The sequence below is a fragment of the Nonomuraea sp. NPDC050536 genome (assembly GCF_044457685.1).
Taxonomy (GTDB): Bacteria; Actinomycetota; Actinomycetes; order Streptosporangiales; family Streptosporangiaceae; genus Nonomuraea.
In genome coordinates this window covers 395,246-410,860 of the sequence record NZ_JBITHD010000007.1, presented here as the reverse complement: position 1 = coordinate 410,860, position 15,615 = coordinate 395,246, and the positions used below count along the sequence as shown (strand labels likewise).

Below are 15,615 nucleotides of genomic sequence, written 5' to 3'. Positions count from 1 at the left end.
CTTGCACTGCGACTACCCTACGAATCCATTCCGTGACTCCACGTCTGCAGGCTCAGATCCAGCGCTTGTCGAACAGCATCCTGGCCTTCCATTCCGTGTACGGGATGAGCTCCGCCGACAGGATCGGGTGCAACCACCAAAAGTTGATCAAGGCTAGCAGGCTGAAGGCCCCGACGACAGCGGCTCCCACGGTTCTCCGCGTCTGCGTGGCCGTGGCCGGTCCGATGATCAGCCCGGCACACAAGGTGATCGCCAGCACCATGAACGGCACCATGGGGATCGCGTAGAACAGGAACATCGTCCGGTTGTCGGCGATCGCCCAGTAGAACCACGGCAGCCACCCCGCGGCGTACGCCAGCAGCACGGCGCCGGCGCGCCAGTCGCGCGAGGCCACGTACCAGGCGATCAGCGCGATGAGCGCGGCGATCGCGCCGAACCAGATCACCGGCGTGCCGACGCCGAGCACGGCCTCCGAGCAGTCCTTGACGCCGCAGGCGTTCTGCTTGCCCTCGTAGTAGAAGGCCACCGGCCGCAGCAGCAGCGGCCACTGCCACGGATCGGACATGTAGGGATGCGAGGTCTCCAGGCCGTTGTGGAAGCTGAAGACCTGCCACTGGTAGGAGATCCACGACCGCATCGAGTCGAAGACGAAGTAGAACGGCCCGGCCGAGGTCGCCTGGCCCCAGTTGCGGCCGTAGCCGGTGGCGGTGACGAACCAGCCGGTCCAGGTGGCCATGTAGGTCACGAACGGCACGACGGCCATGCCCACCAGCCCGCTGGGCAGGTCTCTGGTGAACGCGCCCAGGTAGGCGTTGCGCACGCCGACGGCGCGCCGGGCGCCGAAGTCCCACATGAGCGTCATGACGGCGAAGGCGGCCAGGAAGAAGATCCCCGACCATTTGACCCCCATCGCCAGACCCAGGCACACGCCCGCGGCGATCCGCCACGGCCGCAGGCCCAGCCACGGCCCGCGCGGCGACATCGGGGAGGTCTCGTACCATTCGACCAGCCGCTCGCGCGTCCGGTCGCGGTCGACCACCAGGCAGGCGAACCCGGCCAGCACCCAGAACATCAGGAAGATGTCGAGCAGCGCGGTCCGCGACAGCACGAAGTGCAGCCCGTCCAGTGCCAGCAGCAGCCCGGCGAAGCAGCCGAGCAGCGTCGAGCGGGTCATCCGGCGCGCCACCCTTGCCAGCACCAGGATCGACAGCGAGCCGATCAGCGCGGCGGCGAAGCGCCAGCCGAACGGGGTCATCCCGAACAGCATCTCGCCGAGACCGATCATCCACTTGCCCAGCGGCGGGTGCACCACGTAGGAGGCGCACTTGTCGAGCGTCTCAGGGGTGCAGTGCTGCCAGATGTCGGTGTTGCCGGCGATGAGGAGCTTGTCGGCGTCCTTGATCGTGATGCGCTCGACGCCCCACGTGATCAGCGAGAACCCGTCCTTGGCGTAGTACGTCTCGTCGAAGACGACGGCCTTGGGGTAGCCCAGGTTCGAAAAGCGGAGGATCGCGCCGAAGATCGTGACGAGCAGCGGGCCGATCCAGCCCCACAGCACGCTGCCACGCATCGGCGGGACGAGCCGGTCACGCATGGACCTGCCCCGGGGACTGCTCTCGTTGACCTTCGGATCGTCGAAGGTCGAGTACGCGAAAGAGGTCACCGCCATTCGGACATCGTACGGGTCCCGACCCGGTGGTAACCGAAGAAACACGGTCGAATTGGGGTGCCCTGCAACAATGGCTGGGTGACGGAACGAGGCAGGTTGGTGCTGGCAGGAGCCCCGATAGGACAGGCGGGCGACGTCTCGCCGCGGCTGCGGGAGGCGCTGGCGAGCGCCGACGTGGTGGCCGCCGAGGACACCCGGCGCCTGCGCAGGCTGGCCGCGGAGCTGGGCGTGGAGCTGACGGGCCGGGTGGTGTCCTACTACGACGCCAACGAGGTCGCCCGCGCCAAGGAGCTGGTCGAGACACTCAAGGAGGGTCGCACGGTTCTGGTGATCACCGATGCAGGCATGCCCGGCGTCTCCGACCCCGGCTACCGCCTGACCAGGCTCGCCGTCGAGGAGGGCATCACGGTCACCGCGCTGCCGGGCCCGAGCGCGGTCACCACCGCGCTGGCCGTGTCCGGGCTGGCCAGCGACCGGTTCTGCTTCGAGGGCTTCCCGCCGCGCAAGGCGGGCGAGCGGGCCCGCCGCCTGGCCGCGCTGGCCACCGAGGAGCGCACGATGGTGTTCTTCGAGTCGCCGCACCGGCTGGAGGACTCGCTCAAGGCCATGTCCGACGCGTTCGGCCCCGAGCGGCCCGCCGCGGTCTGCCGCGAGCTCACCAAGACCTACGAGGAGGTACGGCGGGGCGGCCTCGCCGAGCTGGCCGCGTGGGCGGCCGGCGACGTCAGGGGCGAGATCACGCTGGTCGTGGCCGGGCACGTCCCCGGCGAGACCGAAACCGACATCGACGACCTCGTCGCCGAGGTGGCCCGCCAGGTCGAGGCGGGCAAGCCGCGCAAGACCGCGATCGTCGACGTGGCCAAGGCCGCCGGCATCCCCAAGCGCGAGCTGTACGACGCGGTTCACAGGGGATCTCCAACCCCATAGGGTGCGCATCGTGAAGAACTGGGGGGTTTCAGCACACAGGCTCGTGCCGCCGATGCAGGGCAGCCCTCTGTGGGGCTGGCTCGGCCCCATCGCGGTCGCGCTGTTCGGGGGGTTCCTGCGCTTCTACCGCCTGTCCGAGCCGAAGGCGGTCGTCTTCGACGAGACGTTCTACATCAAGGACGCCTACTCCCTGCTCAAGTACGGGGTCGAGCGGACCATGCTCGGCGACGCCAAGAACCCCATCGCCGACAAGCACCTGATCGCCGGCAGCCTGGACATCTTCAAGCAGTGCCCCAACGTCGACGACTGCGCCTCCTACGTGGCCCATCCGCCGCTGGGCAAGTGGATGATCGGCCTCGGCGAGTGGATCTTCGGGATGAACCCGTTCGGCTGGCGCTTCGCGGCGGCGCTGGTGGGCACCCTGTCGATCCTGATGCTGGCCAGGATCGCGCGCCGGATGACCCGCTCCACGCTGCTCGGCTGCCTGGGCGGGCTGCTGCTGTCGCTCGACGGGCTGCACTACGTGCTGTCGCGGACCGGGCTGCTCGACATCTTCCTGATGTTCTGGGTCCTGGCCGGGTTCGGATGCCTGATCGTCGACCGCGACCGGGTGCGGGAACGGCTGGTCGCCTGGTACGAGAGCTCGCCGATCACGCCCATGGGACCCCGGCTCGGCTACCGGCCGTGGCGGATCGCCGCCGGGGTCTGCCTGGGGGCCGCGTGCGCGGTCAAGTGGTCGGGGATCTTCTTCCTGGTGGCCTTCGCGCTGCTGTCCCTGTGCTGGGACATGGGCGCCAGGCGGGCGATCGGGCTGCGGAAGCCGTACCGGGGGGCGTTCGCGCTGGACCTGCCCTCCGGGTTCGCCTCGTTCGCGCTGGTGCCTGCCGCCACGTTCCTGCTGTCGTGGACCGGGTGGTTCGTCACCAACGCCGGATACGGGCGCAACTGGGCGCAGGCCACCTCCGCCGGGCCTCTGTTCTTCGTGATCGACTCGATGCGGTCATGGCTGGAGTACCAGCTGGACGTGCTCGGCTACCACAGCGGGCTGGACGCCTACCACCCCTACATGTCACAGCCGTGGACGTGGCCGGTGCAGTTCAGGCCCGTGACCTTCTACTACGTCGAGCCCAAGGGCGTGCCTTGCGGCGCCGAACGCTGCGCCCAGGCGATCCTCGGCGTCGGCACCCCCGCGCTCTGGTACGCCTCGATCCTCGCGCTGCTCGCGCTCATCGTCTGGTACGTCGCCACCCGCGACTGGCGGGCCGGCGCCGTGCTGCTGACCTACGCGGTCGGCTGGATCCCCTGGTTCTACTGGGCGATCGCCGACCACCGCACCATGTACCTGTTCTACATGATCCCGCTCGTGCCGTTCATGGTGCTGGCGTGCGTGCTCGTCGCCGGCCTGCTGCTGGGCGGCGCCGACGCCCCACCGGTACGGCGGGCCATGGGGGCCGCCGCGGTCGGCGCGTTCGCGCTCATCGTGCTGATCAACTTCTGGTGGCTCTCCCCGGTGCTGTCGGCCGAGACGATCACGTTCGCAGACTGGTGGAGCCGGATGCTGGCGCGATCGTGGGTGACTCCGGCGCCGACGCCGAAGCCGCCGACCCCTTCCGTCTCCGTGACACCTTCCGCAACGTGATCGCCGCCGCCACACAGGCCAGCGGTACGGCCGGCAGCACGTACCGGTAGTCGAACTCGGCCGTCGCGGCCGGAGCCAGCAGCAGCCCGAACGCGGCGAACCACGGCAACGCCACCGGACCGCCGACCTTCCGCCAGCGGACCGCCACGCCGTACAGGCCGATCAGCAGGATGCCGCCGAGCAGGATGCCGCGCAGGTAGAAGACCTGCTGGTAGGCGGACATGATGTCGGCCCACGGGGCGACGATCTTCGTCTCGGGCGGGCCCTGCTCGTAGGCGAAGGCGTCGGTGTCGACCCGGCCGCCGGGGGAGGACCAGCTGGGCAGCCGCTTGGGCTGGCCGTTCGCGCCGAGCTCGTAGTACGGCTTGAACTCGTACATCTCGTAGGTGTCGGGATCAGGGAAGACCGGCCTGCCCCAGTGGAAGGTGCGCAGGAAGTCCATCCCCACCACGCGCAGGTAGTCACCCGGCTGCGAGATGATCGCGAGCTTGGCGAACTCGCTGGCCATCTCGTTGGTGATGTAGGTGAACTTCTTGTTGCCGCCGTAGCGGTGCAGGACCTCGCCGATGCCCTCGCCGTTGCCGTTGCCCGTGCCCCACAGGTACCACTGCGCGTAGGGCTTGCGCAGGTCGGGCGGGTCGGTGATGCACAGCGGGATCAGGTCGGTGTGCTTGAAGCCGCCGACCCCCATCTTCTGGCAGTCGGCAAAAATCGCGGTCCGCATGTAAAGGATGGTGCCGTCGCTGTTGGTCATGGCGTATTTGCCGAAGTTTGTGGAGAACCACGCCATGTAGGACCCGACCGGGATCGCGCACGCGATCACCACGGCCACGATCGGCTTCCAGCCCACCCGCTTGATGACCAGGTACGCCACCACCAGCCCCAGGATCGGCAGGCCGATGGACCGGGTGAGCGCGGTCAGCGCCAGCAGCAGCCCGACCACGGCGCCGACCCGCCACGACATCTGCCGCTTCCACAGCACCAGCGTGATCACGGCCACGACGATCAGCGTGAACATCACGTCCGACATCACCAGCTGCTCGAGCTGGATCTGGTAGGCGTCGAACAGCACCGGCGCGGCCGCCAGCGTCGCTCCCCACCTGGGCAGCGCGAACCTGCACCGCAACAGCGCGTAGATCAAGGCGGCGGTGGCCAGACCCATCAGATGCTGGGTAAATATCACCAGTGCGAAGCTGTGGAAGGGTTTGAGCATCATCAGCCAGAACCCGTAACCATCGGGCCTGATCGCGCTGGGACGTGGATGCAACGCAACCGATACGTACTCGTAGGAGTCGTTGAACCACATGGCCGGGCCGTACCCGAGCATGGTGATCAGCCGCAGCACCCCGCCCACGGCGAATGCCACGGCGAACACCCGGTGCCTGCACAGGAACATCCACACACGAGCCACAGGGCCAGGGGCGGAGCGACCCACAGGGGCCGCCTCCGCGACGCTCACCATGCTCTAAAGAATGCCAGTCGTTTTGTGGTCTTGACGCGGGCATGCCCGGGCAGAGTGCATGATGGTTCACTGGAACAGTCGTGACTGAAGGGTTGAGACGTGGAACTGACGGTGGTCATGCCCTGCCTCAACGAGGCCGAGACCGTGGAAGTCTGTGTGCGCAAGGCAGTCGCGTGCATGGAGGAGAACGGCATCGAGGGCGAGGTCCTGATCGCCGACAACGGCAGCACGGACGGCTCTCAGCAGCTCGCCCGTGATGCCGGCGCCCGGGTCGTCCACGTTGACGAGAAGGGATACGGCAACGCCCTCATGGGCGGCATCCGCGCCGCCCGCGGCAAGTACGTCATCATGGGCGACGCCGACGACTCCTACGACTTCACCGCCCTGGCCCTCTTTGTCGAGCAGCTGCGTGACGGCGCCGACCTGGTGATGGGCAACCGCTTCAAGGGTGGCATCGCGCCGGGCGCCATGCCCCCGCTCCACCGCTACCTGGGCAACCCTGTCCTGTCGTTCATCGGGCGGCTGTTCTTCCCGAGCGCGATCGGCGACTTCCACTGCGGGCTGCGCGGGTTCCGCCGTGACTCGATCCTGCGCCTGCAGCTACAGACGGGCGGCATGGAGTTCGCCAGCGAGATGGTGGTCCGCTCGACGCTGTCCGGCCTGGACGTGCGCGAGGTGCCGACCACGCTGTCGCCCGACGGCCGCTCCCGCCCGCCGCACCTGCGCTCCTGGCGCGACGGCTGGCGCCACCTGCGCTTCCTGCTCCTGTACAGCCCGAAGTGGCTGTTCTTCTATCCGGGCCTGCTGCTGATGGCGCTCGGCGTGATCGCCGGCACCGCCCTGACGTTCGGCCCCGTCGAGATCGGGGAGCTGGCCTTCGACGTCGACACCCTGGTCGGGGCGTCGGCCGCGGTGGTGATCGGCTTCCAGGCGGTCCTCTTCGCGGTCTTCACCAAGATCTACGCGGCCGAGGAAGGGTTTCTCCCCGAGTCGCCACGGATCAGGAAACTCATCGACATCGTCACCCTGGAGAAGGGCCTCGTGGTCGGCGGCCTGCTGGCGCTGGCCGGTCTCGTCGGCCTGGTGATGTCGCTGGTCCACTGGCAGGTCCGCAGCTTCGGTGCGCTCGACCCCCGGGAGTCGCTGCGCATGGTCGTGCCGGCGGCGACGGCGCTCATCATGAGCTTCCAGACGATCTTCGCCTCGCTCTTCATCAGCATCCTCGGCATCCGGCGCACCAGGGAGACCTACGTCGACGTCGCCGCCAAGGCCGCCGAGGAAGCCGCCGAGGCCGTCACCCGCGAAGAATCCACCAAGCACTGACCCCCAGCACATAGGCCTTCGCTCCGCTCAGGCGCCCCCTTGATGGGCGCGCCTGGCAGCGCGCAAACCCTGCTCGCGCGGCTCACAACCGGCTTGGGACGCGCAAGACCTTGACCCTGCGCACCTCGATCGTCCGCAGGGTCGAGGCCCGCACCGACCGCCGCGACTAGGGGCCTGGCCACCTCTAATCCGTGTCGTAGGGGAGAAGGGTGAAGTGGTCGGCTCCCCACAGGGGCCGCAGGCACCGGAAATGCCGCTGATCAAGCGTCAGAATCTTGGTCGTCCTGTATCGATCGGCAAGAACGACGTTCGAGGCATCCGCGATGCCGACATAATCCTTGCCATCATCGAAGCCGTCAGAGATGCGCAGTGCCGTGGCATGATCTTCGGTCGTCCACTCGGCCAGCTCATAGGCTCCTGTGATCACGTCGAGCGCGAAGCGCCGTGCGGCCAGTGCTCCGTGTCTTTTGCTGAGCATGTAGTCCGCTTCCGCGACGACCATAGGCGAGACGAACAGCGAATCGGTGGTGTCGTTCAGCAACGCGGCGATCTTGCCGTGCTCAGGGTAGTCCTCGTCGTGGATGGCAAGGATCGCGCTGGTGTCTACGACGATCGCCGTCACTCGCCGAATCCCTCAGCCAGCGCTGCGTCGATCTCCTCTGCGCTCATCGGATTCCCGCTCCGGTAGCCGCCAATGGTGGGCTTGGGGCGTGGGGCGTGCAGATCGATGAGCTTCTCGATCTCCTGGGCGAGTGTCAGTCCGTCAGCCGTGGCGAGCCTGTGCAGCCGGTCACGAGTGGACTTCGAGACCTTGATGGTGGTGGCAGTCATACCATCGAGTATACCGACCTTGACTCCCGCTGCCATGGGTTCGCGAGGGCTTGCCGTACGAGCGGGAAGAAGCCCGTAGGCTTGGGGCTATGTCCCAGCACATCCTCACCGCCGTCGCGTGGCCCTACGCCAACGGCCCCCGTCATATCGGGCACGTCTCCGGATTCGGCGTGCCGTCCGATGTCTTCAGCCGCTACCAGCGGATGGCGGGCAACAAGGTGCTGATGGTGTCGGGCACCGACGAGCACGGCACACCGATCCAGGTCCAGGCCGACAAGGAGGGCGTGACCGCCCGCGAGCTGGCCGACCGGTACAACCGGGTGATCGCCGAGGACCTGACCGCGCTCGGCCTGTCATACGACCTGTTCACCAGGACCACGACCAAGAACCACTACGCCGTCACGCAGGAGATCTTCAAGGGCCTGTACGCCAACGGCTACATCGTGCCGAAGGTGACGATGGGCGCGATCTCCCCGTCGACCGCGCGGACGCTGCCCGACCGCTACATCGAGGGCACGTGCCCCATCTGCGGCTACGACGGTGCGCGCGGCGACCAGTGCGACAACTGCGGCAACCAGCTGGACCCGATCCAGCTGATCAACCCCAAGAGCCGCATCAACGGCGAGACGCCGATCTTCGTCGAGACCGAGCACTTCATGCTGGACCTGCCCGCCTTCGCCGAGGTGCTGGGCTCCTACCTGCAGTCCAAGCAGGGCGACTGGCGGCCGAACGTGCTGAAGTTCGCCCTGAACCTGCTCGGCGACCTGCAGCCGCGCGCCATCAGCCGCGACCTGGACTGGGGCGTGCCGATCCCGCTCGACGGCTGGAGCGACCAGCCGAACAAGCGGCTCTACGTCTGGTTCGACGCCGTGATCGGCTACCTGAGCGCCTCGATCGAGTGGGCCAGGCGCAGCGGCGACCCGGACGCCTGGCGGCAGTGGTGGCAGAACCCCGACGCCACGAGCTACTACTTCATGGGCAAGGACAACATCGTCTTCCACGCCGAGATCTGGCCGGCGATGCTGTTCGGCTACAACGGCCAGGGCGCCAAGGACGGCAAGCCGGGCTCGTTCGGCGGGCTGAACGTGCCCTCGGAGGTGGTCTCCAGCGAGTTCCTGACGATGGAGGGCAGGAAGTTCTCCTCCTCCCGCCAGGTCGTGATCTACGTGCGCGACTTCCTCGAGCGCTACGACGCCGACGCGCTGCGCTACTACATCGCGGTCGCCGGCCCGGAAAACCAGGACACCGACTTCACCTGGCAGGAGTTCGTCAACCGCAACAACGGCGAGCTGGTCGCGGCCTGGGGCAACCTGGTCAACCGGTCGATCTCGATGGCGGCCAAGAACTTCGGCCAGATCCCCGAGGCGGGCGACCTGACCGACGCCGACCGCCGGCTGCTCGAGCGCTCGCGCAACGCCTTCGCCCCGGTGGGCCAGGAGCTGGGCCGCTCGCGCTTCAAGAACGCGATCACCGAGGCGCTCGACGTGGTCCGCGACGCCAACAAGTACCTGGCCGAGCAGGAGCCGTGGAAGCTCAAGGACGACGCCGAGCGGCAGAAGTCGATCCTGCACGTCGCGCTGCAGGTGGTCGATGACGCCAAGACGATGCTGACGCCGTTCCTGCCGAGCTCCTCCAACAAGGTGCACGCCATGCTCGGCGGCGAGGGCGTCTGGTCGGGCATGCCGGAGATCCGCGAGGTCGACGAGGACGGCGGCACGCCGTACCCGGTGATCACCGGCGAGTACGACGGCGCGGCGCGCTGGGAGCACCGGCCGATCAAGCCGGGCACCCCGCTGGCGCCGCCGGTGCCGCTGTTCAAGAAGCTCGACCCGAAGGTCGTGGACGAGGAGCTGTCCCGACTGGGTACTCCGGCAGAGTGATGGCCTCGGCCATCTTCCTGGCCGACTTGGCGATCAGGCTCATGCCCGGCGTGTAGGGCATGAGCCGCTGGCTCTGCCGCATCATCCAGGTCATGAACCTGCCCTGGGGCACCATCATCCCGGCGATTCCCTCGCCCGACTTCTGGGCGCGCGTGGCGTAGGGCCGCATCAGCTGCTCGTAGCGGGGGAAGGCGACGCGGTGGTCGCCGCGCGCCGCGGCCAGCTCGCCCGCCAGCACGTACGCGCCGACGAGGGCCAGCCCGGACCCCACGCCCGACAGAGGCGAGGCACACCAGGCCGCGTCGCCGAGCAACGTGACCCGGCCGTGCGACCAGCGGTCCACGTGGACCTGGCTGACCGAGTCGAAGTAGAACTCCGGCGCGCGCTCCATCTCGCGCAGCATCCTGGGCACCTCCCAGCCCACCCCCGACATGGCCTCCCTCAGCAGCCGCTTCTGATGCTCGACGTCGCGCCGGTCGTAGGTCAGCGGCTCGGAGCCGAAGAAGAACATGGCCCGCGCCTCGGTGTTGTTCCTGGCGCTGTAGTAGGCGGCGAGCCTGCCGGGGCTGGTGTGGGAGAGCCCGAGGTGGTCGAGACCCAGGTAGTTCTCCATGGTGAAGATGGCGACGTAGAGCCCCAGGTGCTTGGCGAAGCGCGCCTCGGGGCCGAAGGTGAGCGCGCGGACCGTGGAGTGCAGCCCGTCGGCCCCGATCACCAGGTCGAACCGGCGTGGCGGGGTGCGTTCGAACGTCACGGTCACCCCGTCGGCGTCCTCGGTCATGCTGGTGATCGAGTCGCCGAAGATGTACTCGGTGTCGGAGGCGTCGACGAGGATCCGGCTCAGGTCGCCCCGCTGGATCTCGATGTCGCCCGCGAACAGGTCGGCGGGCATGCGGGCGATCTTCTTGCCCGCGGCGTTGACGGTCCAGGTGGCCCCCATGCCGGTCTGCGCGCGCTCCATGGCGGGCAGGACGCCGTCCATCTTCCGCAGAACCGACAGGTGCACGTCGCCGCGGAAGTCGACGGCGTGCCCGCCGTCACGCAGCTGCGGCGCGCGCTCGACGATGGTGGCGTTGAAGCCGTAGCGGCGCAGCCAGTAGGCCAGGGCGGGGCCGGCGACGCTGGCGCCGGAGATCAGGATGTCCATGCCTCAGAGCTTGGCCGGGGCCGCTCACCGCGCACTCACCGCCGGCTCACTGCAGGCGTCCGACCGGTGAGCCCTCAATGACGTCCTCCCGCACGCCGGCCGCCCTGAGCGCCTCCACATGCGACATGCCCTCCCCGGTACGGCGGGCCGCCTCGAACCCGTCGTCTCCCAGAGCCTGCCGCGCCCCGGCCGCCACGTCGCAGATCCCGGGCACGGCCACCCCGCGGATCACCGTGGCGGCCCCGAGCAGGACCGCCGCCTCCTCAGGCGCGTCGGGCAGCGCCAGCCCGGCCAGCGCCTCGACGGCCCGGGCGCCCTCGGACAGGCCACCCGAGGTGGTCGCGGCCTCCAGCGCCTCCACGTAGCGTGAGCGGGCCGTGCCGCGGTCGCCTTCCGCCTCGGCGATGCGGCCCAGGCCGACCAGGAGCCTGGCCTGGTTGCCGGCGTTCTTGACCCACTGCGGGTCCGACCGCTCCAGCGCCTGCTCGTACAGCTTGCGTGCGCCGGCCAGGTCTCCCTCCTGGCGGGCCACGTCGCCCAGCCCGCGCAGCGCGGTGGCCAGGTAGGTGCGGGTGCCGGTCCTGCGCGCCAGCTCGGCCGCGCGCTCGTAGTCGGCCCGCCTGCGCGCGAGGTCGGTGCCGTAGTCGCCGCGGTTGCACAGCAGGTCGGCCAGGTCCTCTTCGGCCCCCAGCTGCTCGGCCAGCGCGATGGCCTCCTCGGTGCGGGCCAGCGCGCTGGCCAGGTCGCCGCGGGTGCTCGCCAGCCACGCCAGCGAGTCGAGCGCCAAGCCCGCGCCCCAACGGTCGCCGAGCGCGCGGAACATCTCCAGCGCCGCCTCGAACTCCTGCCCGGCGGCGTCCAGGTCGCCCGCGGCCAGCCGCGGATAGCCCCACACCAGCCGGGCGGCGGCCCGCTCCCACGGATCCTCGCTCGCCGAGCCCCTGTCCAGCAGCGCGAGCGTGGCAGCGGGGTCACCCGAACCCGCGGTGATCATCGGCCACAGGAACGTCACCAGCGGATGCCTGCGCCCGGACGCTCCCGCCAGGACCAGGCGTTCCGCCGCCGGACGGCAGGCCAGCCAGGCCGCACGCCCGGCCCTGTCAGAGGCGGCGATCAGGGCGCACAGCAGGTAGTCGTCGCCGAGCGCCGGATCGGGATCGGGCCCCGCCTGCTCCAGCAGCGCGACAGCGGAAGCCGTGGCCGCGACGCGCATGCCGCGCATCCACAGGTATCCGACCTGGGCGGCGACCAGGCGCATCCCCAGGCTCACCTGGCCGGACTCGGCCGCCCAGCGCAGCGCCGCCTGGAGGTTGTCGTGCTCGGCCGGCAGCCTGGCCAGCCACTCCAGCTGGGTCGCCCGGCGCAGGTGGGGGTCGGCCCGCTCGGCCAGGGCGAGGAAGTGGGCGGCGTGCGCCTGCCGTACCTTGCGCAGATCTTCCTGCTCCGCGCAGAAGGCGCGGATCGTCTCGAGCATGCGGTAGCGGCCGGAAGCGACCTCGACCAGCGACTTGTCCGCGAGCGAGTCGAGCAGATCCTCGGCGTCCGGCAGCCCGCACACCTCCGCGGCGGCCCCGGCCGTGGCGCCGCCCGAGAAGACGGTCAGGCGGGCGGCCATGGTGCGCTCGGCGTCGGTGAGCAGGTCCCAGCTCCAGCGCACCACCGCGCGCAGCGTCTGGTGGCGGGCGTCGGCGGTGCGGCTGCCGCGCGACAGCAGCCGGAAGCGGTCCTCGTCGGCCAGCCGAGCCGCCAGCTCGGCCGTCTCGTGGGTGCGCGTGCGCGCGGCGGCCAGCTCGATCGCCAGCGGCAGCCCGTCCAGCGCGGCGCAGATCCGCTCCACCGCCTCGTCGGCCGCGAACCCCGGCCGGACGGCCGACGCGCGGTCGGTGAACAGCCGCACGGCCTCCGCGGAGGGCAGCGGCTTGACCGGCCACAGGTGCTCGGCCGTGACGGCCAGCGGTTCGCGGCTGGTGGCCAGCACGCGCAGGTCGCGGCAGGCATCCAGCAGCCGCTGCGCGAGCCGGGCGATGCCCTCGACGGCCTGTTCGCAGTTGTCCAGCACCAGCAGCACGGGACCCTCCGACAGCGCCGCGACCAGCCGGTCGAGCGGTGCGGTCTCGTCCTGCCCGCCGATCCCGGCGCCCGCGCGCACGCCCAGCGCCGCGAGCACGGCCTGCGCCAGGTCGTCGCCTTCTCGTGCCCCGGCCAGCTCCGCCACCCAGGCCGAAGGACGCCTCCTGGCCACCTCCATGGCCAGCCGGGTCTTGCCCACGCCGCCCGGGCCGAGCAGCGTCACCAGCCGGGCCCGCCCGAGCAGCTCCTCGACCCCGTCCACGTCGTCCGCCCGCCCGACGAAGCTGGTCAGCGGCACGGCGGGGACGTGCCCCCTGGGCACGGCCTCGCCCCGCAGCAACGTCTGGTGCAGGGCCGCCAGCTCGGGCGAGGGGTCGGCGCCGAGCTCGTCGGCCAGCAGGGTCCTGGTCTGCTCGTAGACGATCAGCGCCTCCGCGGGCCGGCCGTCGCCCGCCAGCGCCCGCATGAGCTGCCCGCGCAGCCGCTCGCGCAGCGGATACCGCTCGATCAGCTCGCCCAGCGCGGAGATCGCCGCCCGGTGGGCGCCCCGCCGCAGGTCCGCCTCGGCCCGGTCCTCCTGCGCCGCGACCCGCCGCTCCTCCAGATGTACGGCGTGCGTCTCGTCCACCTCGGCCAGCGCCGGACCCCGCCACAGCCCCAGCGCCTCGTCCAGCAGCGCGGCGGCCCGGTCGGGATCGGTGTCGAGCGCCCGTCGCCCCTGCTCGGCCAGCCGCAGGAAGCGGTGGGCGTCCACGTCGTCGGGATCGACGGCCAGCCGGTAGCCGGTCGGACCCAGCTCGATCTCGATGCCGTCGGCCCGTAGCCGCGACACCTGGGACTGGAGGGCGTGGTGCGGGTTCTTCTGCGGCCGCTCGCCGTACAGGACGTCGATCAGCCGGTCGGGGGAGACGCTCTCGCCGGGCCGTAGCAAGAGCAGTGCCAGCAGGGCGCGCCGGGCACGGCCGCCGAGCGGCACCTCGGTGCCGTCGATGCGCCAGGCGCGGGTACTGCCGAGAATGCCATAGCGCATGGACGTTACTTTAGAGGGCGTGAGCAAGATTCCCGCCGTCCCTGATCCGCTGCCCGCTCAGGTGTTCGACAGCCACTGCCACCTGGACATCATGGTCGGCAACCGGCAGGCCTCCTCGGGCGATCCGGTGGCACAGGCCGCGCAGGCGGCCTCGGCCACGGTCGAGTCGATCCTGGCCGACTCGCGGGCCGTGGGCGTGGTCCGGCTCGTCACGATCGGCTACGACCTGCGCTCCTCGCGGTGGAACGCCGACGTGGCCGCCGAGCACCGGGACGTGTACGCGGGGGTGGCCATCCACCCGAACGAGGCCCACGAGGCCACGCCCGAGGTGCTGGCCGAGATCGAGGCGCTGGCCGGGCGGCCCGAGGTGCGCGCGGTCGGGGAGACCGGGCTGGACTACTTCCGCGACTGGGCGGCCAAGGACGACCAGCACGCCAGCTTCAGAGCGCACATCGAGATCGCCAAGCGCACGGGCAAGGCGCTGGTCATCCACGACCGAGACGCCCACGACGACGTGCTGAAGGTGCTGGCCGCCGAGGGCGCCCCGGACAGGGTCGTCTTCCACAGCTTCTCCGGCGACGCCGAAATGGCGAAAAAGTGCGCCGAAGCCGGATATTTCATGTCGTTCTCGGGGCCCGTCACCTACAAGAACGCCGGATACCTGCGCGAGGCCGCCCAGGTCGCGCCCACGGAACTGCTGCTGGTCGAGACCGACGCGCCCTACCTGCCGCCGGTGCCGCACCGCGGCAAGCCCAACGCCCCCTACCTCATCCCCATCACCCTGCGCTGCCTGGCCGAGGTCAAGTCCGTCCAGCCCGAGGCGTTGTGCGCGGCGATCGAAGGCAACGGGGTCACCGTCTTCGGCCAATGGTGACCATCTTTCCGTGAACCGGTGGAGGTGATCCCGGGGCCGCCGCTAGCGTCGTGCGTCCCCAGCCACCCGGAGGTCCTCGATGCGCGGAAAGAGGCGGGCGCCACGCCCAGGGATGCAGTGGCGATCCCCGTGGACGCTCGTCGTCGGCGTGGCGGTGGCGCTGGTCGTGGCCGGCCTGGTCACCGTCTCGTACCTGACCAAGGACGTGCGGATCATGGTCGACGGCCACGCCGTCGCCGTGCGCAGCTTCGCCGGCTCGGTGCACGAACTGCTCGACGAGGCGCACGTCGAGGTGGGCTTCGGCGACTACCTGTTCCCCGGCGGGCAGGAGGACCTGGCCGACGGCGAGCAGATCGTGGTCAAGCACGCCAGGCCCATCACGCTGACCGTCGACGGCCACACCACGCGCCGCCTGGTCACCGCGGGCAACGTGGGCGACGCGCTGACCGAGCTGCACATCACGCAGGCCGGAGGCCGCATCTCCGCCCCGCCGAGCGGCGCCGTGCCGCTGCAGGGGATGGCGCTGACGATGTTCACCCGCCGTCGCGTCTACGTGCAGGCGAGCGGGGCGGGGGCGTGGACGCGCACCACCGGCGCCAGCGTGCGCGAGGTGCTGCGGCAGCAGCGGATCCGCCTGCGCGCCGGAGACAGGGTCGAGCCGCCCCTGGACAGCTTCCCTCGCGACGGCACGGTCATCCGGGTCATCCCCGCAGGAACCGTCCTTCCCTCGCACACCTTGCCCGTCCAGCCGTAGCGCGCAGCT

12 protein-coding genes are annotated in these 15,615 nt (G+C 70.1%); 6 read left to right on the top strand and 6 right to left on the bottom strand.

From position 1 onward, the window contains the following. Nucleotides 1–52: 52 nt before the first annotated feature. A complete protein-coding gene (locus ACIBHX_RS22755; RefSeq protein WP_397069181.1) occupies nucleotides 53–1,669 on the bottom strand; it encodes a dolichyl-phosphate-mannose--protein mannosyltransferase in 1,617 nt (538 codons plus the stop codon). Nucleotides 1,670–1,747: 78 nt separating this feature from the next. On the opposite strand from ACIBHX_RS22755, the gene rsmI reads away from it, so the two are divergent. Both rsmI and ACIBHX_RS22745 read left to right on the top strand, forming a co-directional pair. Next, complete coding sequence (gene rsmI / locus ACIBHX_RS22750) at nucleotides 1,748–2,596, top strand: 16S rRNA (cytidine(1402)-2'-O)-methyltransferase (protein ID WP_397069179.1); 849 nt, start codon at nucleotides 1,748–1,750, stop codon at nucleotides 2,594–2,596. A 10-nt stretch (nucleotides 2,597–2,606) separates the two neighbouring features. Then, nucleotides 2,607–4,235, top strand: a complete 1,629-nt coding sequence (locus ACIBHX_RS22745; protein ID WP_397069177.1) for a dolichyl-phosphate-mannose--protein mannosyltransferase — start codon at nucleotides 2,607–2,609, stop codon at nucleotides 4,233–4,235. Here ACIBHX_RS22745 and ACIBHX_RS22740 read toward each other — a convergent pair. Then, complete coding sequence (locus ACIBHX_RS22740) at nucleotides 4,126–5,601, bottom strand: hypothetical protein (protein ID WP_397069176.1); 1,476 nt, start codon at nucleotides 5,599–5,601, stop codon at nucleotides 4,126–4,128. The two genes, ACIBHX_RS22745 and ACIBHX_RS22740, sit on opposite strands and share 110 nt — an antisense overlap. Before the next feature lie 195 nt (nucleotides 5,602–5,796). Between ACIBHX_RS22740 and ACIBHX_RS22735 the strand changes: the two genes are divergently transcribed. Continuing rightward, the gene (locus ACIBHX_RS22735; protein ID WP_397069175.1) at nucleotides 5,797–7,020 is read left to right on the top strand and encodes a glycosyltransferase family 2 protein; all 1,224 of its coding nucleotides are present in this window, start codon (nucleotides 5,797–5,799) and stop codon (nucleotides 7,018–7,020) included. 184 nt (nucleotides 7,021–7,204) lie between these two features. On the opposite strand, the gene ACIBHX_RS22730 is transcribed toward ACIBHX_RS22735, so the two are convergent. Further along, complete coding sequence (locus ACIBHX_RS22730; protein ID WP_397069174.1) at nucleotides 7,205–7,642, bottom strand: PIN domain-containing protein; 438 nt, start codon at nucleotides 7,640–7,642, stop codon at nucleotides 7,205–7,207. Then, nucleotides 7,639–7,851: a hypothetical protein gene (locus ACIBHX_RS22725; RefSeq protein ID WP_397069172.1), complete on the bottom strand. Its 213-nt coding sequence runs from the start codon at nucleotides 7,849–7,851 to the stop codon at nucleotides 7,639–7,641. The genes ACIBHX_RS22730 and ACIBHX_RS22725 overlap by 4 nt, the downstream gene beginning before the upstream one ends. A gap of 89 nt (nucleotides 7,852–7,940) precedes the next feature. Between ACIBHX_RS22725 and metG the strand changes: the two genes are divergently transcribed. Beyond that, the gene (gene metG, locus ACIBHX_RS22720) at nucleotides 7,941–9,731 is read left to right on the top strand and encodes a methionine--tRNA ligase (RefSeq protein WP_397069170.1); all 1,791 of its coding nucleotides are present in this window, start codon (nucleotides 7,941–7,943) and stop codon (nucleotides 9,729–9,731) included. On the opposite strand, the gene ACIBHX_RS22715 is transcribed toward metG, so the two are convergent. Continuing rightward, nucleotides 9,667–10,878 carry an FAD-dependent monooxygenase gene (locus ACIBHX_RS22715; RefSeq protein ID WP_397069169.1) on the bottom strand — a complete coding sequence of 404 codons (1,212 nt, stop codon included), beginning with the start codon at nucleotides 10,876–10,878 and terminating at the stop codon, nucleotides 9,667–9,669. The two genes, metG and ACIBHX_RS22715, sit on opposite strands and share 65 nt — an antisense overlap. 46 nt (nucleotides 10,879–10,924) lie before the next feature. Next, complete coding sequence (locus tag ACIBHX_RS22710; RefSeq protein WP_397069167.1) at nucleotides 10,925–13,978, bottom strand: ATP-binding protein; 3,054 nt, start codon at nucleotides 13,976–13,978, stop codon at nucleotides 10,925–10,927. Nucleotides 13,979–13,997: 19 nt separating this feature from the next. On the opposite strand from ACIBHX_RS22710, the gene ACIBHX_RS22705 reads away from it, so the two are divergent. Then, nucleotides 13,998–14,852 carry a TatD family hydrolase gene (locus ACIBHX_RS22705; RefSeq protein ID WP_397069166.1) on the top strand — a complete coding sequence of 285 codons (855 nt, stop codon included), beginning with the start codon at nucleotides 13,998–14,000 and terminating at the stop codon, nucleotides 14,850–14,852. A gap of 112 nt (nucleotides 14,853–14,964) precedes the next feature. Then, complete coding sequence (locus ACIBHX_RS22700) at nucleotides 14,965–15,606, top strand: ubiquitin-like domain-containing protein (protein WP_397069164.1); 642 nt, start codon at nucleotides 14,965–14,967, stop codon at nucleotides 15,604–15,606. Nucleotides 15,607–15,615: the final 9 nt, after the last annotated feature.

What these genes read in the sequence shown, in the direction of transcription:
- ACIBHX_RS22755 (WP_397069181.1), bottom strand. Translation starts at nt 1,669, where the DNA reads ATGGCGGTGACCTCTTTCGCGTACTCGACCTTCGACGATCCGAAGGTC.
- ACIBHX_RS22725 (WP_397069172.1), bottom strand. Translation starts at nt 7,851, where the DNA reads ATGACTGCCACCACCATCAAGGTCTCGAAGTCCACTCGTGACCGGCTG.
- metG (WP_397069170.1), top strand. Translation starts at nt 7,941, where the DNA reads ATGTCCCAGCACATCCTCACCGCCGTCGCGTGGCCCTACGCCAACGGC.
- ACIBHX_RS22715 (WP_397069169.1), bottom strand. Translation starts at nt 10,878, where the DNA reads ATGGACATCCTGATCTCCGGCGCCAGCGTCGCCGGCCCCGCCCTGGCC.
- ACIBHX_RS22710 (WP_397069167.1), bottom strand. Translation starts at nt 13,978, where the DNA reads ATGCGCTATGGCATTCTCGGCAGTACCCGCGCCTGGCGCATCGACGGC.
- ACIBHX_RS22700 (WP_397069164.1), top strand. Translation starts at nt 14,965, where the DNA reads ATGCAGTGGCGATCCCCGTGGACGCTCGTCGTCGGCGTGGCGGTGGCG.